The sequence below is a fragment of the Acidaminococcus nyctereutis genome (genome assembly GCF_052216985.1).
Classification (GTDB): Bacteria; Bacillota; Negativicutes; order Acidaminococcales; family Acidaminococcaceae; genus Acidaminococcus; species Acidaminococcus fermentans_A.
Genome location: NZ_JBQOUY010000033.1, coordinates 1 through 20723, shown reverse-complemented (window position 1 = coordinate 20723; position 20723 = coordinate 1). Strand labels below are relative to the sequence as shown.

At 55.4% G+C, this 20723-nt stretch carries 19 protein-coding genes and 1 tRNA gene; 3 read left to right on the top strand and 17 right to left on the bottom strand.

Annotation, left to right across the window (positions count from 1 at the left end):
* On the top strand, nt 1-635 hold a 635-nt coding region (locus tag ACTUHY_RS11555), incomplete at its 5' end, for a beta/alpha barrel domain-containing protein (protein WP_473965313.1).
* Nucleotides 636-701: 66 nt separating this feature from the next.
* Here ACTUHY_RS11555 and ACTUHY_RS11550 read toward each other — a convergent pair.
* On the bottom strand, nt 702-1562 hold the full coding sequence (locus ACTUHY_RS11550) for a hypothetical protein (protein ID WP_442827820.1): 861 nt from the start codon (nt 1560-1562) through the stop codon (nt 702-704).
* Nucleotides 1563-1839: 277 nt separating this feature from the next.
* Here ACTUHY_RS11550 and ACTUHY_RS11545 point away from each other — a divergent pair, with 277 nt between their 5' ends.
* A complete protein-coding gene (locus ACTUHY_RS11545; protein ID WP_278675843.1) occupies nt 1840-2343 on the top strand; it encodes a cupin domain-containing protein in 504 nt (167 codons plus the stop codon).
* 458 nt (nt 2344-2801) lie between these two features.
* On the opposite strand, the gene ACTUHY_RS11540 is transcribed toward ACTUHY_RS11545, so the two are convergent.
* The 11 genes from ACTUHY_RS11540 to murQ all read right to left on the bottom strand — a co-directional run bounded on the left by ACTUHY_RS11540 (nt 2802) and on the right by murQ (nt 12052).
* Nucleotides 2802-2877 (bottom strand) — tRNA-Ala (locus tag ACTUHY_RS11540).
* Between the two features lie 51 nt (nt 2878-2928).
* Nucleotides 2929-3825: a CvfB family protein gene (locus ACTUHY_RS11535; protein ID WP_278675841.1), complete on the bottom strand. Its 897-nt coding sequence runs from the start codon at nt 3823-3825 to the stop codon at nt 2929-2931.
* Nucleotides 3822-4175: a ribosome silencing factor gene (gene rsfS, locus ACTUHY_RS11530; protein WP_442827819.1), complete on the bottom strand. Its 354-nt coding sequence runs from the start codon at nt 4173-4175 to the stop codon at nt 3822-3824. Before rsfS ends, ACTUHY_RS11535 begins: the two co-directional genes overlap by 4 nt.
* Before the next feature lie 55 nt (nt 4176-4230).
* The gene (locus ACTUHY_RS11525) at nt 4231-5208 is read right to left on the bottom strand and encodes an LCP family protein (protein WP_278675838.1); all 978 of its coding nucleotides are present in this window, start codon (nt 5206-5208) and stop codon (nt 4231-4233) included.
* A gap of 12 nt (nt 5209-5220) precedes the next feature.
* On the bottom strand, nt 5221-5799 hold the full coding sequence (gene yqeK, locus ACTUHY_RS11520) for a bis(5'-nucleosyl)-tetraphosphatase (symmetrical) YqeK (RefSeq protein ID WP_278675836.1): 579 nt from the start codon (nt 5797-5799) through the stop codon (nt 5221-5223).
* Nucleotides 5800-5834: 35 nt separating this feature from the next.
* Entirely contained in the window at nt 5835-6446 is a 612-nt protein-coding gene (nadD, locus tag ACTUHY_RS11515; protein WP_278675834.1) for a nicotinate-nucleotide adenylyltransferase, read from the bottom strand.
* Between the two features lie 352 nt (nt 6447-6798).
* On the bottom strand, nt 6799-7572 hold the full coding sequence (locus ACTUHY_RS11510; RefSeq protein ID WP_442827818.1) for a histidinol-phosphatase HisJ family protein: 774 nt from the start codon (nt 7570-7572) through the stop codon (nt 6799-6801).
* A 23-nt stretch (nt 7573-7595) separates the two neighbouring features.
* Complete coding sequence (gene ychF / locus ACTUHY_RS11505) at nt 7596-8705, bottom strand: redox-regulated ATPase YchF (RefSeq protein ID WP_442827817.1); 1110 nt, start codon at nt 8703-8705, stop codon at nt 7596-7598.
* 52 nt (nt 8706-8757) lie between these two features.
* Entirely contained in the window at nt 8758-9813 is a 1056-nt protein-coding gene (locus tag ACTUHY_RS11500) for a MupG family TIM beta-alpha barrel fold protein (RefSeq protein ID WP_442827816.1), read from the bottom strand.
* 6 nt (nt 9814-9819) lie between these two features.
* Entirely contained in the window at nt 9820-11226 is a 1407-nt protein-coding gene (locus ACTUHY_RS11495; protein WP_442827815.1) for a PTS transporter subunit EIIC, read from the bottom strand.
* Nucleotides 11216-12052, bottom strand: coding sequence for an N-acetylmuramic acid 6-phosphate etherase (murQ, locus tag ACTUHY_RS11490; RefSeq protein ID WP_442827814.1), 837 nt, complete (start codon nt 12050-12052; stop codon nt 11216-11218). The genes ACTUHY_RS11495 and murQ overlap by 11 nt, the downstream gene beginning before the upstream one ends.
* 101 nt (nt 12053-12153) lie before the next feature.
* On the opposite strand from murQ, the gene nagA reads away from it, so the two are divergent.
* The gene (gene nagA / locus ACTUHY_RS11485; RefSeq protein ID WP_442827813.1) at nt 12154-13350 is read left to right on the top strand and encodes an N-acetylglucosamine-6-phosphate deacetylase; all 1197 of its coding nucleotides are present in this window, start codon (nt 12154-12156) and stop codon (nt 13348-13350) included.
* A 176-nt stretch (nt 13351-13526) separates the two neighbouring features.
* Here nagA and ACTUHY_RS11480 read toward each other — a convergent pair whose 3' ends face one another.
* The 5 genes from ACTUHY_RS11480 to ACTUHY_RS11460 all read right to left on the bottom strand — a co-directional run bounded on the left by ACTUHY_RS11480 (nt 13527) and on the right by ACTUHY_RS11460 (nt 20303).
* A complete protein-coding gene (locus tag ACTUHY_RS11480) occupies nt 13527-14696 on the bottom strand; it encodes a type III PLP-dependent enzyme (protein WP_442827812.1) in 1170 nt (389 codons plus the stop codon).
* Between the two features lie 344 nt (nt 14697-15040).
* Complete coding sequence (gene serS / locus ACTUHY_RS11475; protein WP_278675448.1) at nt 15041-16321, bottom strand: serine--tRNA ligase; 1281 nt, start codon at nt 16319-16321, stop codon at nt 15041-15043.
* 79 nt (nt 16322-16400) lie between these two features.
* A complete protein-coding gene (locus ACTUHY_RS11470) occupies nt 16401-17174 on the bottom strand; it encodes an NAD-dependent protein deacylase (protein WP_278675446.1) in 774 nt (257 codons plus the stop codon).
* Nucleotides 17175-17199: 25 nt separating this feature from the next.
* Nucleotides 17200-18501 carry a hypothetical protein gene (locus tag ACTUHY_RS11465; RefSeq protein WP_278675445.1) on the bottom strand — a complete coding sequence of 434 codons (1302 nt, stop codon included), beginning with the start codon at nt 18499-18501 and terminating at the stop codon, nt 17200-17202.
* Between the two features lie 374 nt (nt 18502-18875).
* The gene (locus ACTUHY_RS11460) at nt 18876-20303 is read right to left on the bottom strand and encodes an FAD-binding oxidoreductase (protein WP_442827811.1); all 1428 of its coding nucleotides are present in this window, start codon (nt 20301-20303) and stop codon (nt 18876-18878) included.
* Nucleotides 20304-20723: the final 420 nt, after the last annotated feature.

Here is a 20723-nt window from a genome sequence, read left to right as displayed (position 1 = left end):
ACGTGATCTCCCTCAGTGAATCCCACAACAAGGCCAACATCAACCGGACCCGGGATGAATCCTTCGAAGGCCTGGAAAAGATCGTGAAGGATTTCTCCGGGGACATGGAAGTGTGCCTGGACGTGGCTACCGCCTTCGGCTGCCCCTTCGAAGGGAAGTTCTACGATGTGAAACCGCTGCTGGCCTTCCTGAAACGGGGCCATGACATGGGCATCCGTTCCTTCACCCTGTGCGATACGGTGGGCCTGGCGGATCCGAAACAGGTCCGGGAATTCGTGAAAGCCTCCCTGGAAGAATTCCCAGATTCCCATTTCGAAGTCCACATCCACGATACCCGGGGCATGGGCCTGGTGAATACCCTGGCCGCTGTGGAAGCGGGGATCGCTGGCGTCCAGTCCACCCTGGGCGGCCTGGGCGGCTGCCCCTTCGCACCGGGAGCTTCCGGCAACACCGCTACCGAAGATCTGGTGCTGATGTTCAACGAAATGGGCTACGACACAGGGATCGACTTCGCCAAGATCCTGGCCGCGGCCAAGAAAGAACACGCAGAAGTGGAAGGGAATTATTCCGGCCACAATATCAACATCCAGAACAACACTGGCTGCTGCACGCCTCCTCAGCAGCATAATGAGTAAAAAGGCCTGACGGCTTTAAAGAAAAAGGCTGCTGCACGTAAAGCCATACGTGCAGCAGCCTTTTTGTCATACTTCTTTATACAACCCCATCTTGATATACATCTCCATGATCTGGCTCATGGTGGACAGGTCATTCCGATTGGCATCTACTAGATTGGTAACGCCCAGTTCCGGATGGTTGTGGATATAGGCTACGAACTTATCCACCCGGGCCCGCAGGGGCGCCTCTTGGGCATTTTTTGCCTCTTTCTGCTGATTCCGGATTTCATGCGCCTTCCGGAAATAGCCATGGAAGCGGTCCTGATCGATGGCATAGGCCGTCGGATCAGCATATTTATTGATATCCGGATTCACAGAGCAGACATCTTTCAAGGCTGCCTTGATGGCATTCTTGGCATTCCTCCGGGGATCCGTATCCGCCGCAGCCACTACCCGGCCCAACGAAAAAGTCCCGGCGGTATATTCCTGTCTTCCGTAATCCCAGCCATAGACTGCATAATCCTTTTTATCCACCGTCACTTCTTTGATATGGACAAAAGTGGACGGTGCCACCCCATCCACTTTGGCGCCAAAGGCATTCTGATAATGGTCCACTGAGACTCCGGTCCCTTCCAGCTTCACCCAGACCACCAGGGGGATTTCCGCAGGCTGTACCATGTCAGCGTATTCCTTGGGCGGACGGATATCATTTTCATCCATCCGTTGGATTTTTTTCACATCGAACCGTTTGCTGTAGTTCTTCAGCAAGGTCTCCTCGAATTCCTTCTGTCCAGCCGCCATATCCTCTTCTTTGTTCTGGCACTGGATGACTGCGTCGGCCACCTTGTAGATCAGGCAGACAGAAAGTTTTTTCGGTGTTTCCGCCGCAAAGACAGTCTGACAAAAGAGACAAAGTAGGAATACGAAGACGGTACTGATTTTTTTCATGATCCTTCCTCCCCCATGATACTGACTGCAGGAAATAGACAGCTGCATTTCCGTGCATAATCTGTTTTTATTTTATCACATTTGCAGATGGTAAAAAGAGTGTTTTGTATAGTAAATTCACTTTTCCAAAGAAGCGGGACATTTGTCTTTATAATAACTATACAAGTGCTAATTATTTGTACTTTATATTACATTTTCTTTTTATATTGCCAATAATTCAGCAAGATGCTACAATAAAGTTGCATTGAATTTGAAATTTTCAGAGGAGTTGATTGCCATGGAATTGAAGAAATGGACTGTACTTCTGGCTTTGGGTGCCACTTTGGCAGCTGGGACGGCTTTTGCTGCCGGTTCTCCGGATTCTCCCTTTAAACCGGATGAACAGGTCTATCCTAAAGGGGAACTGTTCACCTTCGACAAACAGGATGTAGCCAAAGGAAAAGGTACGGCTTATGGAAAATTTGCCTTTGCCCGGGATAAAGCAGCTCCGGATTCCGCCATCAAGGAAATTTGCTACCTGACTTTGGAAAAAGGAGCTTCCATCGGCTGCCACAAACATGGGTTCAATGAAGACGCCTATATCATCATTTCCGGGGAAGGGGTCTTTACCGACGGCACCGGGAAAGAAACCCTGGTAAAGGCAGGCGATGTGACCATTGCCCGTCCTGGCCAATCCCACGGCCTGCGCAATGAAAAGGAAACGCCCCTGGTCTTCCTGGATGTCATCGCCCAGAATGACACTTATCTGAAGGACCATCCGGAAGCGGCCCCGAAGAAATAACCCCTATCCGGCCTGGAAGCCTAACCGCCTTCTGCAAAGTAGAAAGGGGCTGTTGCGTAAGCTGACCCCCAATTGTTAGGCCAAAAATCTAACAGTTGGGGGGCAGCTTTTTATGGCAAAACACAGCTATGAATTTAAGAAAAAAATAGTACTGGAATACTTGAACAGTGACGAAGGGTGTATTTCTATTTCACGTAAATTAAGAAACATTTTTATGTTATAAGGCTTAAACCACCTTCTACCAAAACGGAATAGAAAAACCCGGTGCTGCAACACCGGGTTTTTCTTTGTGTCAGATGAACACATTCTTTCGTTTCGCCTGTATTCATTATATCATATGTGAATCGATTTGCAAGATGAAAAGATCTTTGCTCTATATTTCCATTCTTTTTCGTTCGCCTGCCAACTACAAAAATACCCTTGCAGTCTTCCAACCGCAAGGGTACTGACTTTTCATTTGGTGGAGACAAGGAGGATCGAACTCCTGACCTCTTGCATGCCATGCAAGCGCTCTCCCAGCTGAGCTATGCCCCCAAACGACTTCTTAAGTATACCTCAAAGAAAGGTCGCTGTCAACGGCTTTTTTTATTTTTTCACCAAAGTCGTCCATCCGTTTTCCTGGGTGATCTTCCCTTCCTTCATCAGCCGCCCCAGGGCCCGTTTAAATGCGGCCTTGGAAATGCCGAAGGCATCTTTGATGATTTCCGGGGGAGTGGCATCGCTGTAGGGCATGGTGCCTTGACGCTTTTCCAGAAGGGCCAGGATCCGTTCGCTGTCGGTAACCATGGCTTTTTCCTTCACTTCCCGGAGGGATAGGTCCACCCGGCCGTCTTCCCGGACGAAAGTGACCCGTCCAGTGACCTTCTGGCCGAAATCCAAACGTCCGCTGGGCACTTCGCTCCGGTGGATAAAGGCCAGATACCGCTGGGTCGTCAGGAGGAAGAATCCTTCTGGAAGGATGTTGTAGACGGTGCCGGTGAGTTCATCCCCCACCTTCACATCCTTGGCTGGCACAGAAGCCCGGATCATATCCTCTTCCACCCGCATGGTCACAGCCTGGCGGCCGCTCTTGTCCCGATAGAGCTTCACCCACACCAGCTGCCCTGGGGACACATGGCCCCGCATCTCGCTGTAGGGCAGGAATACCCCCCGTTCAGCGCCGATATCCACGAATCCCCCCTGCCGGGTGACGGACAGGACCTTCACATAGCCCAGCTGTCCTTCCCGCATCTTGGGGAGCTTCATGCTGGCGGTCATCCGGCCCTTAGCATCCAGGTACAAGTAGACTTTGACTTTGTCCCCCACTTTCACCGGGCTGGTCTGCTGATGCTGGTGGAGCAGGATGTCATCGGAGGTACTGCCCGTACCGGCATCCAGGAAAGCGCCAGCTTCCCCCAGCCGGGCCACGGTCATTTCGCACACATCCCCCACCCGGTACCGGCCCACGGTCTTGACGGTCACCGGTCCATTGCCTTTTTTCATGCTTCTGTCTCCGTATAGCTTTCACTGGGAGCATCTGCCCACAGCTGTTCCAGGTTGTAGAAATTCCGCTGGGATTCCTGGAACACATGGGCCACACAATCGCCGTAATCCAGGAGTATCCAGTTTCCTTCACTATAGCCCTCCTTATGGGCCGGCAGCTTCCCTTCCTGGGCCAGTTTGTCTTCGATGCCGTCCGCAATGGCCCGCACCTGGGTGGTGCTGGGAGCCGAGCAGATCATGAAGTAGTCAGTCACGGAAGACAATCCTTCCATGTTCAGCAGCAGGATATCCCGTGCTTTTTTGTCCGCAGCAGCCGCTGCGATTTTGTTGGCCAGTTCTTTTCCGGTCATTTTCATCCTTCCTTTCAAAAAACTTTATATTTTCGTTTCACAGAACGTCCTTGGTTCAGATACTGGGGATCCGCTTGTGGGGGATTTTCAGTTCATCCAGGGTGGCCGCCACTTTGGAAGGAGTGGTGACCCAATAGCTGACGCCGCCGATATCCCCGAAATCCCCTTTCAGGCTGGCGCTCTTCACGCCCCCGTCGCCGAAGAGCCGTAGGCAGTTGGCCGCCTTCACCATCTGGATGAAGGTCATATCCGTCTTCACATATTCCGATGCCGTGCCGATAATCATGGGCAGCTTCACCATGTTCCCCACGGTGAAGGCCTGTTTGGCCAGGGCTTTCATGAATTTCTGCTGCCGTTCCACCCGTCCGATGTCCCCCATTTCATCATGGCGGAACCGGACGTATTCCCCGGCTTTTTCTCCGTTGAGATGCTGCTTGCCCTTCTTCAGATGGATTTTCAGGTCCGCATAGGGATCTTCATAGTCCATATTCTGTTCCACGTCCAGATCCACGCCGCCCAGCATATCCACCACTTTAATGAAGCCCTGCCAGTCCACCTGCATATAATGGTTGACGGGAACCTGCAGCAGGTTCGCTACCGTACGCTTGGCCAGGGGCACCCCGCCATAGGCATAGGCCGCGTTGATCTTGTCGTGGCCCCGCCGGCCAGGGATGGTCACCCGGGTATCCCGGGGCAGGCTCAGGACGGAGACCTGGCTGTTTTCCGGATCGAAGCTCACCAGCAGCATGGCATCCGTCCGCTTAGGTACATCCTTGTCGAAGTCTTCACTGTCCCCGTCGTCAGTCCCCAGGAGCAGCACATTGATCCGGTTGGAAAATCCTTCTGTCGTCAGGGCTTCCTGCTGGGTATCGGCCACCTGGGACCGGGGCCGGAAGAATCGGTTGTAGATCCGCATGCCGGCCGCAAAGCAGCTGACCATGAGGAAGAAGAGCAGTACCAGGGAAAAGAACACTCTTCCCTTCCGCAGCCGTTTCTTATAGCGCCGGGTCCCGGGTTTCTTTTGGTCTGTCATATTGTGCTCCTGTCAGTCCTGGTTCTCTTTCTGTTTCAGGGTAAGTTCATTGTAACCGGCCAGGCAATCCGGATGAATCAGCAGACCCTGGTCCAAGAGGTAACTCATGGTATGGATGTATGCTTTCCGCATGCCGTTTTCCAATCCTTTCTCTACTTCTGCCCGCATGGCATCCACTCCGGGGAAATCCCGGTTGGGTTCCACCAGATCCGCCAGATAAATGATCATATCCAGGGGGCTCATATGGGCCGCTCCGGTGGTGTGCCGGCGGATGCTGGAGAGGATGTCCAGATCGGTGACCCCGAATTCGTGCTGGGCATAATAGACGCCCAATTTGGCATGGATCAGGATGGGCTGGTGTTTTTCGATTTCGTCCAGTCCGATGCCCAGTTCAGCGGCTTTGGCAATGAAATCCCTTGTGGGGATCTGCCGCCCGCTGTCATGGAGCAGGCCAGCAATGGCGGCTTTCTGCTCATCCACCCCGTACCGGCGGGCCAGTTTTACAGCGGTTTCACTGACCGCCAGGGTATGGCGGAAGCGTTTGGCTGGCAGTTCCTTTTCCAGCCGGGCTTTCATTTCCTTGATTTCCATGTACATTTCCCCTCCCAAGAAAAAACAGAGAGCCCCTACTGACGGTAGAGGTCTCTCTGTTCGATGTATTCCGCTACTGCCTTAGGTACCATCACATCAACAGGTTCGCTCTTCCGGATCCGGTCCCGGATCTCCGTGGAAGAGAGGTCCAGTTCCGGCGTGTCCACCCAGACTAGATTCCGGAGGCCCTGCCGGGCCAGTCCTTCACTGACTTTCTCCTTCTGCGGAGCGAACCCGGGACGGGCGGCCGCCGCAAAGGTAGCATAATGCATGGCCTCCTGGATATTGTGCCAGGTGGGCAGCTGCTCTGCTGAATCGGCTCCGATGATGAAGTAGAGATCATAGAACCGGTGCCATTTCCGGTGCAGCTGCCGGAGGGTATCGCAGGTGTAGGACACCCCGCCCCGTTCCAGTTCCATCGCAGAAACCGTGTACCGGGGATCTTCCGCAGCAGCCAGGATCGTCATAGCCAGTCGGTCGGCAGGAGGTGAGCAGTGCCAGTCCCTTTTATGGGGCGGGATGGAAGCAGGGATGAACAGGATCCTGTCCAGTTCCAGCTGTTCCAGCATGGCACGGGCGATCATCAGATGACCGTTGTGGATGGGATCGAAGGTCCCTCCAAAGATACCCAGCCGCTGACGGCCCATGTTCTCCACTCTCCTTTGTGATGGTGATACCTGAGTATTATATCAGGGAAAAGAGGTGAAAACAAGGATGAAGCCGTGACAAATGTATGAAGGGGGTGTTGCACGTCCTGTGCAACACCCAGGTCTCGAGTCTCGCGTCTCGGGTCTCGAGCCAAATGAAAAATTTGCAGGCAAATTCCAGAATATATAAAATCAATTTCGCCAACGATAAAGGAATCGTTTCTTTATATGGCACGGTTCGGGTTCTGCACTTTCAAAAAAACCTGGCCGCAGGGCGGGTTCTTTCCAACGGCCCGAGACCCACGACTCGAGACTCGAGACCTCCAAAAGGTGCTGTTGCCACGCAACAGCACTATTCACACAGCATCCGTTTCCGTTCCTTGAAATACACCAAGGTCAGTCCCGCTGCGTCGGCGATAGCCTTCCCTTTGGCGAAATCCCGTCCCACATGTTCCTTATAATGGGCATCGCTGCCCAAGGTGGCGTACTTCCCGCCCAGTTCCCGGAACCGTCTGTACAGTTCCAAAAGAGGCGGGATGGTGCTGTCGTCCCCCAGCCGCCGGGTATTGATTTCCAGGGCCTTGTCCTCCTGGACCAGCAGCTGGAACACCTGGTCCCACAGCTCCGGATGATCTTTGTAATGGAGATTGGGATCCGCATAGGGCATATACCGGCAAATATAGTCGATATGGCCGTAAGAATCGAAATCTGGCTTCCTCTCCAGGCACCGGATGGAATCCTCCAGATACCGGCGGACGGCCTGGTCCTTTGTGAGTCCTTCATAGGTTGTAGGTTCGTACATGTCCAGCCCTTCGAAGCAGTGCATGGACCCCACCACTTCGTCGAAGGGATGGGCCTGGACCATCTTCCGGTCCTCTTCGATGGCCCGGGGCTGGAGCCCCACTTCGATGCCCAGGAGCACCTGGCTGCTGCGGTACGGGCCGTCTTTCTTGAAATAGTCATCGATATCGAACAGGAACATCTCCGGATTGGTGGGATAGTACCGGTCCCAGTGTTCCGTCAGGATGATCCCGATTCCCTGGGCTTTGGCCGCAGCTGCAGCTTCCTGGAGGGTCTGTTCCGCATCGCAGGAATAATCTGCATGGGTATGGGTATCAAACAGCATGGACACACACCTCTTTCCGTCCGTTATACGTTAAAGCGGAATTCCACTACATCCCCGTCCTGCATGATGTAGTCCTTGCCTTCCAGACGCACCAGGCCTTTTTCCTTGGCCGCCTGTTTGGATCCGCACTTCACCAGGTCATCGTAGGAGACGATTTCCGCCCGGATGAAGCCCTTTTCGAAGTCCGTATGGATCTTACCGGCAGCCTGGGGAGCCGTGGACCCCTGGACGATGGTCCAAGCCCGGGATTCCATTTCCCCGGCGGTGAGGAAGGTCTGGAGCCCCAACAGCTTGAACCCGGCTTTAATGAGACGGTCCAGCCCAGCTTCCGTCAGTCCTTCCATTTCCAGATATTCTTTGGCTTCGTCTTCCGGCAGTTCGGCGATTTCTTCTTCTACTTTGGCAGAGATCACGATCACCTGAGCGTTCTCTTTGGCAGCGTAGGCTTCCAGAGCCTTTACATAGGGGTTCCCGGACCAGTCAGAGGCTTCTTCTTCCGCCACATTGGCCACATAGAGGATGGGTTTGGAAGTGAGGAGATCTAGTTCCTTCAGGCTGGCTTTTTCATCGTCGGTCATGTCCACCCGGCGCACCGGGATCCCTTCTCCCAGAGCATCGGAAATCCGCTGGAGCAGTGCAGCCCGGGTGGCCGCTTTCTTGTCCCCGGCCTTGATCAGTTTCTGGGCCTTCACCAGCTGCTTTTCCACGCTTTCCAGGTCCGCCAGGCACAGCTCCGTATCGATGATCTCCACATCCCGGACTGGATCGATGGACCCTTCCACATGGGTGATGTTCCCGTCTTCGAAGCAGCGGACCACTTCTGCGATGGCATCGGTCTGGCGGATGTGGGACAGGAATTTATTTCCCAAACCTTCCCCTTTGGAAGCCCCTTTTACCAGGCCGGCGATATCTACGAATTTCATGCCCGCCGGTACGATCTTTTTGGAATGGAACATATCCGCCAGGACTTTCAGCCGGGCATCGGGCACATCTACTACGCCCACATTGGGCTCTATGGTACAGAAAGGATAGTTGGCCGCTTCGGCCCCTGCTTTGGTGATGGCATTGAACAGGGTGCTCTTGCCCACGTTGGGCAGGCCCACGATCCCCATTTCCAGATTGGTAGAACTCATATTGTATCTCTCCTTCATGCAGACTATTGTTTATTATACCATATTCAGGGCCCTAGTGGCCCACCTCCACTACCCGGAACCGGAACTTCCTGCCCCCTTTCAAGTATTTCAGCAGGAACCGTTCTTCTTCCGGGATCCGGCCCAGCACATCCACCCGCCGGTCCGCCGGCAGTTCTGTCAGGCAGATCTCCAGTTCTCCTGCATACCGTCCGTAGCGGAGATTGTCCAGGGTCACATCCCCGGCATGGCAGCGGCGGAAGGGAAATTCCGGGATCTCCACCTTTTTCCACAGGGTCCGGCTGTTGACGGTGCGGATCACTTCTTCCGCTTCATCCGGCCGGGTCTCGTACACGTGGCCGCCCAGGATCTTGTACAGGGGACGCGATTCTCCGACCTGGAGGGTCAGTTCCAGTACCTCCCCAGAAACCCTTGCCAAGGCTTCCAGTTCCTGCCGGTCCGGCCCATCGTCACCGATATACACCCCATCGGTTCCCAGGGCCGCCAATTGCCGGGCCGCCAGAGAAACACTCCGCTGCCGGTCCTGTTCCAAGGTGGGGAGCCCTTCCCAAAGAGGCCCCCGTCTTCCGGCCTGGCTGGCCACAAAAGCCCCCACCGGGATCCCGAACCGGTGGAACAGCTGGTTCTGCCGGAGCAGATACCCTTCAGAAAGGCCCGTATGGGGATGGGGATAGAAATTGTGCAGGGCTTCCACCCGAGAGAAGTCCACTCCTTCCCGGGCCAGTTCCTGGAGCTGTTCCCCCTGCACGGCCGAAGCATTGAGCACCAGTTTCCGTTCTGGGTACTTCCGCTGCAGACCGGCTATATCCGCCCCGGTAAAGCCGTCATCCAAGCGCAGGGCTGTCAGCTCTTCCGGCACCGGATTCCCCGGCACCAGGTCCCCCACCGTCTCCATGCCCCATTCCCGGGCGGCCCGGAGCAGCGGCTGCACCGTTGCCCCAAAAGCAGCCGGATCTGTTTCCGGGATATGGAAAGACAGGAACAGCCGGGAGATCCCCATTCCCGCAGCTGTCCGGAGCCGTTCCAGATTTTCTTCCAAAGAATGGTCCAGCCCCGGATACAATGAAATCCCCTTTGCCAACTCCGTCAAAACAACTCACCCCTTTCCTCTTCCCTCTTCGCTCTTCTCCTCGAATCCCAGCGCCCAGGTGGCCAGGAAGCCAACTCCGTAGGATACCAAGAGTCCCAGCAGATACAGGGGCACATTGGTGGTGCTGGGTGCCAGGGGCAGGCCGGAAATCCCTAGGGCTCCGGCTCCCACCTGGAAAGCCGCCTGGACCGCTCCCCCGGCAGCTCCCCCGATGCAGGCCCCCAGGAAAGGTCGGCCCAGAGGCAAGGTCACGCCGTAGATCAGGGGTTCCCCCACCCCCAGCAGCCCGGCAGGCAGGGCCGAAGCCACCACTTTCTTCACCTGAGGATCCTTGGTCTTCAGATAGACGGCCAGGGCAGCTCCCACCTGGCCCCCGCCGGCCATGGCCAGGATGGGCAGCAGGATGGTATAGCCGTATTGGGAGATCAATTGGGCATGGATGGGAGTAAGGCCCTGGTGGATCCCCAGCATCACCAAGGGCAGGAAGCCCCCTCCCAGGAGAGCCCCGGTCAAAGCGCCCCCTCGGGCCACAGCCCCGGTAGCAGCAAAACCGATGCCTTCCGCCAGCCATCCTCCCAAAGGTTGGAACACAAAAAGAGTGGCGAAGGCCATGATTCCCAACACCAGGAAGGGTGTCAGGAAAAGATCCAGGGCTTCCGGGATCACCTTCCGGAGCTTCCGTTCCAACAGGGCTCCCAGGGCTGCCACCAGCAGCACGGCCACTACGCCGCCCCGGCCCGGGATCAGAGGCTGTCCGTACAAAGTGAGCCCAGCCAGGCCCGGATGGCTGATGAGAGCCCCCAAAGCTCCTCCCAGCACCGGTGACCCGCCGAATTCTTTGGCCGCGTTCCAGCCGACGAACAGGTTCATCCCCCAGAACACGGTACTGCCCGCCAGCCCCAGGATCTGGAAGAACGCATGGCCGGCCAAAGCCGGATCCAGCCGTTTGGCCATATTCAGGATCCCCGTCAAGAGGCCGCAGCCGATGAAGCCAGGGATCAAGGGTACGAAGATCCCGGAGATCCGTTTCAGGAACAGCTTCCCCGGGGTGGCATTCTGGCGGCGGATGGCCTCATGGAGTTCCTTCCCATCCCCCACTTTTCCCGCAAAGGCCTGAGGTCTGGTTCCCTGTGCTTCGGTCCCTCTCTCTTCTGCAAGTTCCGGCCTTGCCTGGAGCAGCGCCTGGAAAGCATCGGTCACCTGGGCCGCTTTTCCCGGCCCCAGGATGATCTGGAGTTCCGGCCCTGCCATATTGACCCCCATGACCCCAGGCAGTTCCTTCAAGGCGCCCTGATCCACTTGCTGGTTTTCCAGCTGGAGCCGCAGCCGGGTCATGCAGTGGCTGGCCTGGCGCACATTTTCCCGGGGGCCTACGATCTTGAGGATTTCCCGGGCCAGCTCCTTATTTTCCATGGGCCGCCTCCCATTCCTCCACTGCTTTCCGGGCACTGCCCCGGTTCCGCGCCAGGCTCAGCCGAGCTTCCTCCCGGCTGCATCCAGTGACGGTGCAGACGATGTGGAGGGCCCGTTCCAGCAGCTTTTCATTGGTGGCCCGTACATCGATCATCAGATTCCCCCGGACCTTCCCCAGTTTCACCATGGCCCCGGTGGTGATCATGTTCAGGACCATTTTCGTAGCCGTGCCGGCCTTCATCCGGGTGGAGCCAGTGATCACTTCCGGCCCCGGCAGCACCGTCAGGCACAGATCCGCCAGTTTCGCCATGGCGGACTGCCGGCTGCAGCAGAGTCCCAATACAGCGCAGCCCCGTTCCCGGGCTTCTTTCATGCCTCCCAATACATAGGGAGTGCGACCGGAGGCACTGATCCCCATCACCACATCCAGGGGTGTCACCTCCTTGTTCCAGATATCATCCCGACCCTGTTCTTCGCTGTCTTCCGCTCCTTCCTTGGCCCGGAAGATGGCTTCGTATCCTCCGGCGATGAGCCCCTGGATCTGTTCCGGATCCGTGCTGTAAGTGGGCGGGCATTCCACGGCATCCAAGATCCCCAGCCGGCCGGAAGTGCCGCTGCCCATGTAGAACAGCCGGCCGCCCCGGCTCAGACGGTCCGCCACCAGGTCCACCGCCAAGGCGATGGCCGGCAGGATCTTTTCTACCGCATCGGCGACTTTGTGGTCTTCCCGGTTGATGATTTCCACCAATTCCTGGGTGGATACTGTATCGATGGCAACGGAAGCGGGATTCCGCTGTTCCGTAGAAAGTCTGTCTAAATCGATCATGGCTAAGAAACCTCCCGCGCTATGCTATAATTAAAAGAGTTCGTCCATATGCCGTCCCGGTCTGCACCACTTCCGGGGACGGCCGGAAAAGGAGCCTATCTATGAAAGCCATATGCAACGGCAAAATTATTTTACCACAAGAAGTCCGGGAGGGACAGGCACTGCTGTTCCAGGAAAAAATCCTGGGCTTCTGCCCACCGGACCAGATCCCTCCGGAAGCGGAACGGATCGATGTCCAGGGGGCCTATGTCTCCCCTGGATTCCTGAACCTCCACATCCACGGCTGCGGAGGAAAGGATGCCATGGATGGCACCCAGGAAGCCCTGGCAGCCATGAGCCGGCTGCTGCCTTCCACCGGAGTCACCGGCTGGCTCCCCACTACCATGACTTCCAGTGAAGGAGCCATCTCCCAGGCTCTTTCCGCCATCCGGGAAGCCCAGGGCAAGGTTCCTGGTGCAGAGATCTTGGGAGCCAACCTGGAAGGCCCCTTCATCAGTGAAAAATACAAGGGGGCCCAGAAAGCCTGCCACATCCAAAAGGCCCGTTGGGAACTGGTGGAGCCCTTTGCCGATCTGATCCGGATCCTGACCCTGGCTCCAGAAACCCTGCCGGAGGGAGATTTCATTCCCCGCTGCCGCCGGGCCGGGATCCTCGTATCTCTGGGCCACAGCGATGCCACCTACGAGGAAGCCGCCCAGGCCGTGGCCGCCGGAGCCAGCCGCATCACCCATCTGTACAATGCCATGAGCCCTCTCCATCACCGGAAGCCGGGACTGGTGGGGGCCGCCCTGACCCTGCCGGTGACCTGTGAACTGATTGCGGACGGGATCCACATCCATCCGGCGGCCTTGGCCTTGGCCCTCCACGCCAAAGGCCTGGACCGGGTGGAACTGATCACCGATTCCATGCGGGCCTGCCTCTTAGGCGAGGGGAAAAGCGAACTGGGTGGCCAGACCGTGTACGTAAAAAATGGCCGGGCCACCCTGGAAGACGGTACCCTGGCCGGCAGCATCCTGACCATGGACCGGGCCGTCCGGAACATCCGGCAATGGGCCCATCTGACCCTGCCCCAGGCGGTGCAGCTGGCCACAGCCAACCCGGCCAAAGAACTAAGGCTCACCGACCGGGGCACCCTGGAACCGGGCAAACGGGCCGACATCACCGTATTCGATGAAGAGATCCGGATCCTGCGGACATACGTAAAAGGGTCTGCGGTGTACACCGCAGACCCGTCACTGGTCACTTGTCTCTGGTCACTGGATACTGGAAGGAACCCGGGCTGCGGGTTCCTTAGATAATATAAAACCAGCAATATACTGAAAGTAGGAACAATGGCTTTATCCGTAGAAAATCAGATTTTGTACATTCAAAAATTTGCTTACAAATTTTATCCTTCAGCCAGTGACCAGTGACAATCAGACCAGTGACGGCCAATAAAAAAGGTGCCTTCCGGCACCTTTTTTATTGGCTCTCTTTACACCGCTACACTCATGGCATCCAGGCCCAGTTCCGACCGGACTTCTTCCCAGATCACGATCTTGGCTTTCCGGAAGCCGTTGAAGGTGGTGGCGGAAGCAGAGGTATACGCTCCGCACACCGGCACCAAGAGCAGGTCTCCTACTTCCAGAGGCTCCGTCATCTTGCCCCGGAACATGATGTCCAAAGAATCGCAACTGGGCCCTGCGAAGGTGGCCGGGATCTTCTTCCCTTCCTTGAAGCTGATCAGTTTGAAATCCCACTGGTCGAAGATCACTCCCGAGAAGGTCCCATAGATCCCGTCATCCAGGAAATACCAGTGCTGGCCATTCCGTTCGTTTTCCCCGATGACCCGGGTGATCAGGTTCACCGCCGTACCGCACATGTACCGGCCCGGTTCCGCCCAGATCTCCAGATCAGAGAAGTCTTCCCGCAGCCGGGCAGCCACCTGGTCCAAAAGCGCCGTCAGGTTGTAATGGACGCCCGTTTCCGGGATGGGAAAACCTCCGCCGATATCCAGTACCCGCATGGCCAGTCCTTTTTTCCGGGCTTCTTCCATCAGGCCCTTGGTCACATCCATGGCGTGGAAATAGGGATCCGCTGCGACCGTCTGGCTCCCCACATGGAAAGCCACCCCGGCTACATCCAGTCCTGCCTCCTTGGCCTTCAGCATCAAATCCAGGGCTTTTTCCCGGGGACAGCCGAATTTCTTGTTCAGGTCCACATGGGCTTTGGGATTGTCGATCCGCAGCCGGAGCAGCACCGTAGCACCCGGGCAGTGCTGGGCAATCTTCTTGATCTCGCTTTCGCTGTCATAGGTCATCCGGTAGACCCCAGCATCATTGCAGGCCCGGAACCCGGCGTCCAGTTTGATGGGGTTGGCATAGATCATCCGGTCTCCGGAGACCCCCAGCTGGCTCAGGGTCCGGATTTCTCCGTCACTGGCCACATCGAAGCAGGCTCCTTTGTTGATCAAGAGATCCAGGATCCGGAGATCCGGATTGGCTTTCATGGCATAATGTATCTTCAGCTGCGGGATATGATCCCGCAGGATCTCATAGTTTTTTTCAACCTGTTCCAGAGACAGCACCAGAAGAGGAGTTCCATACCGTTCCGCCAGGCTGGTGACTGCATCTTGTGACAATTGGAAAAAGCTTTGTTCGTTCATTATCCATCCCCCTTTGGGCCTTGGAAAGGGTCCCGTCCTTTGTCGGAACCACCCGGGCCATCCTTGAATTCGTAGTTCATTATACTACGGTTTGGGGAAAGTGCAAGAGGAAAATCAAGGAAAATCGAGGAGAATAAAGGACTTTTGAGGAGTTCAAAGAAAAATATACACCATCAGGTTTTAATCTAAATAACGCTTTATTTTTCACTTTTGCAAGAATTAGGGCGATTGCGGGCGTATGAGCCCGAATGAGTCCGTATGGGTCTATTCCTGAACGAGAAAATACCCGCCGGAAAAGGCGGGTATTGAATAAATATTCAATTGTAGCGAATATACAAACTTTCTCAGTCCTTGACCCCGGTGATTACATCGCAGCCCATATAGGGACGCAGGACTTCCGGCACCACCACGGACCCATCGGCTTGCTGGTAGTTTTCCAGGATGGCAGCCACCGTACGGCCTACCGCCAGACCGGACCCATTGAGGGTATGGACGTATTCCGGCTTGGATTTGGCATCCCGGCGGAACCGGATGTTGGCCCGGCGGGCCTGGAAGTCTTCCGTGTTGGAGCAGGAAGAGATTTCCCGGTATTTATTCTGTTCCGGGAACCAGACTTCCACATCATAGCATTTAGCCGCAGAGAAGCCCAGATCGCCGGTGCACAGGCAGACCACATGGTAGGGCAGCTTCAGGGCTTTCAGGATGTCTTCCGCATTGCCCACCAATTTTTCCAGTTCATCATAGCTGGTTTCCGGTTTGCAGAATTTCACCATTTCCACTTTGTGGAACTGATGCTGCCGGATCAGGCCCCGGGTATCCCGGCCTGCGCTGCCGGCTTCTGCCCGGAAGCAGGGGGTCATAGCCGTGAGATAGATGGGCAGGTCGTCCCCATTCAGGATCTCCCCCCGATAATAGTTGGTCAGAGGCACTTCCGCTGTAGGGATCAGGTACATATCCTGGCCTTCCACTTTATACATGTCTTCGTGGAATTTAGGCAGTTGCCCAGTCCCGGTCATGGAGGCCGTATTCACGATATAGGGCGGGATCACTTCCAGATAGCCGTCTTTCTGGGTGTGCTGATCCAGCATGAAGTTGTAAACGGCACGTTCCAGACGGGCACCGGCCCCTTTGTAGTAGTAGAACCGGGCACCGGACACCTTGGCAGCCCGTTCTGCATCCAGGATCCCCAGTTTTTCCCCGATTTCCCAGTGGGCTTTCGGTTCGAAATCAAAGTGGGTGGGTTCGCCCCATTTCCGCACTTCCGGGTTCTCCGTGTCGTCCTTGCCCACGGGCACATCGGCAGCGGGCATATTGGGGATGGTCAGCATCACAGCCTGGAGCCGGGCTTCCACATCCTTCACCTTTTTATCTGCTTCAGCGATCTTGTCCCCCAGGGCCCGCATGGCGGTGATCTTTTCCGTCGCGTCTTCCCCATTGCGCTTCATCTGGCTGATTTCCGCACTGACCGTATTCCGCTGGCTCTTGTCCGCTTCTACTTCCTGCAGCAGCGAACGCCGTTCCTGGTCCAGCGCCTTGAATTCTTCCAGATCTACTTTGGCATGACGGTTTTTCAGAGCCTGGGCAACCTTTTCCGTGTTATCCCGGACAAATTTCAGATCCAACATGATTATAACCCCCAAAAATTCTATGCAATACTCTTGACATTATAGCACAAAAGGCCTGCAAAAAGCATCCTTTCCTGGCTTACAGACGGATTCCTTCTTTTTTCGCCAGGGCCGCGAATACTTTGTCCATATCTTCCGTCAAGGAAAGGGTTTCCGCTTTCAGATGGACGGACAAAGGCTCCCGGTTCAGGATCACCAGCCGTTTCCCGTGGAAATAGTTGATGAAAGAGGCCGCCGGATAGACGGTGAGCGAAGTACCGGCAATGATCATCAGATCTGCCTCCGAAATAGCCCGGACGGCATTTTCCACGGCTTCATCCGGCAGCATCTCTTCGTAGAGGGTGATGTCCGGCCGGATTACCCCTCCGCAGCTGCAGTGGGGCACCGGTTCTTTGGATTCGAAGATATAATCCGAGGGGTACTGTTTCCCGCAGCTCATGCAGTAATTCCGCAGGGCACTGCCGTGGATCTCGAAGACTTTCCGGCTCCCCGCTTTCTGGTGGAGCCCGTCGATGTTCTGGGTCACGATGCCCGTGAGTTTCCCGGTTTCCTCCAGGGCCGCCAGATATTTATGGGCGTTATTGGGCTGGATCTTCCGGGTATCCATCTTCTGCCGGTGGAATTCGAAATAGACCTTAGGCTCATTCACCAGGCAGCTGTGGCTGAGAAGATATTCCGGCCGGTACTGTTCGAAGCGCACATCATGCTGGTTGTACAATCCATCCTTGCTGCGGAAATCCGGGATCCCGCTGGCCGTGGAGACACCGGCCCCCCCGAAGAAAACAATCCGCTGGGCATCCTGGATCCAGGCATCCAGCGTGTCGATGGCCTGGTCGAATTTTTTCTGTTCCATGGATATCAGCTCCTTCTTTGTCTTTTCATTCTCCCCCATACTTGCGCTTGGCCAGGGGTTCCGGTCCTTTTTTTCCAGCCCGGACGGCTGGCTTTGTCTTCTTCCACTGGAGGCTATCCAGAGAATGATCGATGATCGGTTTCATGTCCTCCCGGCCCATTTCCGTGTAGTCCAGGGAGAGCAGCATCCCATCCTGGAGGAACACATACCCCAGCTGCCGGCCTCCCGGAGTCACCATCTCTTCCACCAGGCAGGTCCGTCCGGCCGCCTTGGAAAAATAGGTCTTGTTCTCCTTCAGGGGCCAGCCGGGATTTTTTTCTTTCCAGCTGGCTTTCCGGTTTTCCGTCAGCAGCCGGCAGAGGTTTTCCTGGTCTCGAGGATCCAATCCCTCCAGGCTGTCCGGCAGGAAGGCATAATCCAGGCTTTCCCGCAGGGGCTGGTAGAGCACCGCCGTCACCAGGGAATGGTCCAAATGGAGCCGGGTCAGCTGATGGAGATCCCCCGGTTCTACATCTTTCTGGACATCCACGGCTCCGTAGGGGATTTCGTAAGATATCCCTGTATGGGGCAGCTCGATCCGTTCATAGGCCTCTCCGATCTTCAGGGTGCCCAGCACCTGCTGGATTTCCGGTTCCACAGTCCCCAGTTCCTTTTCCGGTGCCAAGAAGCTCAGGCTGTAGAGGTTCTTCCGGTCTCCGAAGAAATACCGGTCAGAGATCTTGTCCCCCTCCTTCTGCCGGATATGGATCCCTTCCCGGCCCGCAAAGCTTCCGATGCCCAGCCCCTGGACAGAGATCTTCTTGGCCTTAGCCTCTTCTTCATAACTGCGCCAGGTCAGGAGCAGCATCACCTCCTGGGACTGGAAAGGACGGGCCTCCTTTTGGCTATCGGTCTTCATCATGGCCCCATTGGCCATGTAGACCAGGAGAGTATCACCCCGGGAAGCCCGCATCAGGATATCTTCTTGTTTCTTCCCCCGGGCATAGACGCCCTGGATTTTGAACCCCTCCGGCAGAGAAAAGGTCACATCGTTCCGGGGATCCTTGAAGGGGACCGGTTTCTTTTCCGAGGTCCCATAGCGGGCCAGGATTTCTGCCTTCAGGTCCTTCAGTCCAAAAGTCCCAGCTCCTGCCAGAGGCTGGCTGGTTTCCAGATGGCCTACGGTGGCGATCCTCTGAGGCTCCGCCGGGGCAGCCGCCTTTTTTTCCGCTGCCGTCCCAGCCACCGTTTTTTCATTTGCAGTGCCACCGGCAGCCCAGACTCCCGGCAGCAGGCTCCCCCAAAGCAGCAGTGCCAGGAGCAGCCCCTTTCCCTTGGTTGCTTTCATAGGAACTCCCTCTAGGCCCGGAGGCCCTTTCTGTTGGATGATTCGATACAGTTTCTATTATAATCCATACGAGGAAAGGATAAAAGGGGGGGCATGTTACGTGCAACACCCCCGGTCTCATGAGCCGCATAGCGGCTCGGTCTCGGGTCTCGAGTCTCGAGCCGAATGAGAAATTTGCAAGCAAATTTTTTGAATGTACAAACCCTAATCTGCTAACGATAAGATATTCGTTTCTATATCCAGCACGATACTGGTTCTACACCTTCAAAAGAACCTGGCCATGGGGACAAGTTCTATCCAACGGCTCGAGACTCACGACTCGAGACCCGAGACCTCAAAAAGAGGCTGTTGCGCATGCAACAGCCCCTCTCTTTTTACGCCACAAAATCTCCGTTCACATCCACCAGCTTGCCGGGGTTCATGATATTGTTGGGATCCAGGGCCTGCTTGATGGCCTTGATCAGCTTCACTTCCCCTTCCGGTGTGCAGCGGGCGAATTCTTCCAGCTTCTTGTAACCAATTCCGTGTTCCCCGCTCATCTTGCCACCCAGGGCATAGACCCGGGGAAAGAGATCCGCGTGGAAGGCCTTGATGGTCTTGAACCATTCTTCCGGAGACAGGCCGTATTTGTTGAGCGGCAGCACATGGATGTTCCCGTCTCCGATATGGGCCACCGTCACCGTGTAGAGATTGTATTTCTTTTCTAGTTCCGGGATCTGGGCCGTCATTTCTGCAATCTTGTCCAGAGGTACCACGAAATCCTCAGTCTGGAACATCCGGTCGATATCCCGGGCAGCTTCGGCAAACTGCTTCCGCAAGGTCCAGATCCGCTGATCCGCCTCGAATTCGTCGATGGAACCGTTGGCTTCTGCTAAATCACAAAGTTTTTCCATTTTCCGGTCGGACTCTTCCTCGTCGAAACTTTCCACCGTGACGATCACATAGCAGCAGCCTTCCTTCACATGGGGCATATCCATATTATCCAGATACTTGCAAGTCATATCGATAGCGGAATTGCCCATGTACTCGATGGAAGTAGGATCGATCCCGGCCTTCAGGATCTTATTGGGCAGGGCAAAGGCTTCCTTGTCCGTGTTGAACACGCAGACCATGTTGAAGGAATAGGGAGGGAGAGGACGGAGCTTCACGGTGACTTCGGTGATGATTCCCAGGGTACCTTCACTGCCGGCAAAGAGCTGTTCCAGGCACAGGCCGGTGGAGCATTTCTTCAGCCGGGCTCCTACATCCACGATGTCCCCGGTGGGCGTGACCACTTTCAGGGCATAGATCTGGTCCCGAGTGGTGCCATACCGGACAGCCCGGTTCCCTCCAGCGTTGTTGGCCACGTTGCCGCCGATCTGGCAGGACTCTGCGCTGGAAGGATCCCCCGCATACATGACCCCGGCTTTTCGGGCTGCTGCCTGGAGCTGGCCAGTGAACACCCCTGTCTGGCACACTGCGTAGAAGTTATCTGCATCCAGCTTCAGGATCTTGTTCATCCGCTGGAGCTCCACTACCATCCCATGGTAGATGGGGATGGCGCCGCAGGCCACCCCGGTGCCGGCAGAACGAGGCGTGATCGGGACCAGGTACTTATTGGCCAGTTTCACCACTTCCGCCACTTCTTCCGTGGTACCTGGAAAGACCACCACTTCCGGTTTCTTGAAGAAATGGGGGTTCCCTTCTTCATCAGTCTGGTACTGTTCCAGATAGTCCTCGTCGGTCTTTACATACCGTTCCCCCACCACTTTTTTCAGTTCTTCCACCAATTCCGGAGTCACCGGGTTATATTTGTGTTCCATACTGATTCCTTCTTTCCCGTTGCTTGTACACTCTATGGATTCCATCCGTCTCTCACTAACGATGATGTTTCTTAGTATACCACATTCTGTATACAAGTAAAGGATTATTTATTTCAATCAGCACGGCATATGCAACATTTTCCTTATTTTTATGCATATATTTATTTTTTATGTAATATATTACATAAAACATCCCTAAAATTTTGTATATTCCCCATATGAATCATTTTTTGATACATTTCTGTTTTCCCGAGAAATCAATGACTGTTTGAACACTCCGTCTGCAAAAAAAGAGGTTCTTTGTCAAATGTTGGGGTAAGCTCCAATTCATCTACCACACACGGACGTGAGCGATTTTTGCTCATGTCTGTTTTTATTTTAATTTCACCATCGAAAGCAGTAAAATCCGAGAACGGAATC

Bases quoted from the DNA above. Each gene is read 5' to 3' on its own strand.
- ACTUHY_RS11550 (WP_442827820.1), bottom strand. From the start codon at position 1,562: ATGAAAAAAATCAGTACCGTCTTCGTATTCCTACTTTGTCTCTTTTGT.
- ACTUHY_RS11545 (WP_278675843.1), top strand. From the start codon at position 1,840: ATGGAATTGAAGAAATGGACTGTACTTCTGGCTTTGGGTGCCACTTTG.
- ACTUHY_RS11535 (WP_278675841.1), bottom strand. From the start codon at position 3,825: ATGAAAAAAGGCAATGGACCGGTGACCGTCAAGACCGTGGGCCGGTAC.
- rsfS (WP_442827819.1), bottom strand. From the start codon at position 4,175: ATGACCGGAAAAGAACTGGCCAACAAAATCGCAGCGGCTGCTGCGGAC.
- ACTUHY_RS11525 (WP_278675838.1), bottom strand. From the start codon at position 5,208: ATGACAGACCAAAAGAAACCCGGGACCCGGCGCTATAAGAAACGGCTG.
- yqeK (WP_278675836.1), bottom strand. From the start codon at position 5,799: ATGGAAATCAAGGAAATGAAAGCCCGGCTGGAAAAGGAACTGCCAGCC.
- nadD (WP_278675834.1), bottom strand. From the start codon at position 6,446: ATGGGCCGTCAGCGGCTGGGTATCTTTGGAGGGACCTTCGATCCCATC.
- ACTUHY_RS11510 (WP_442827818.1), bottom strand. From the start codon at position 7,572: ATGCTGTTTGATACCCATACCCATGCAGATTATTCCTGCGATGCGGAA.
- ychF (WP_442827817.1), bottom strand. From the start codon at position 8,705: ATGAGTTCTACCAATCTGGAAATGGGGATCGTGGGCCTGCCCAACGTG.
- ACTUHY_RS11495 (WP_442827815.1), bottom strand. From the start codon at position 11,226: ATGGAAAATAAGGAGCTGGCCCGGGAAATCCTCAAGATCGTAGGCCCC.
- murQ (WP_442827814.1), bottom strand. From the start codon at position 12,052: ATGATCGATTTAGACAGACTTTCTACGGAACAGCGGAATCCCGCTTCC.
- nagA (WP_442827813.1), top strand. From the start codon at position 12,154: ATGAAAGCCATATGCAACGGCAAAATTATTTTACCACAAGAAGTCCGG.
- ACTUHY_RS11480 (WP_442827812.1), bottom strand. From the start codon at position 14,696: ATGAACGAACAAAGCTTTTTCCAATTGTCACAAGATGCAGTCACCAGC.
- serS (WP_278675448.1), bottom strand. From the start codon at position 16,321: ATGTTGGATCTGAAATTTGTCCGGGATAACACGGAAAAGGTTGCCCAG.
- ACTUHY_RS11470 (WP_278675446.1), bottom strand. From the start codon at position 17,174: ATGGAACAGAAAAAATTCGACCAGGCCATCGACACGCTGGATGCCTGG.
- ACTUHY_RS11465 (WP_278675445.1), bottom strand. From the start codon at position 18,501: ATGAAAGCAACCAAGGGAAAGGGGCTGCTCCTGGCACTGCTGCTTTGG.
- ACTUHY_RS11460 (WP_442827811.1), bottom strand. From the start codon at position 20,303: ATGGAACACAAATATAACCCGGTGACTCCGGAATTGGTGGAAGAACTG.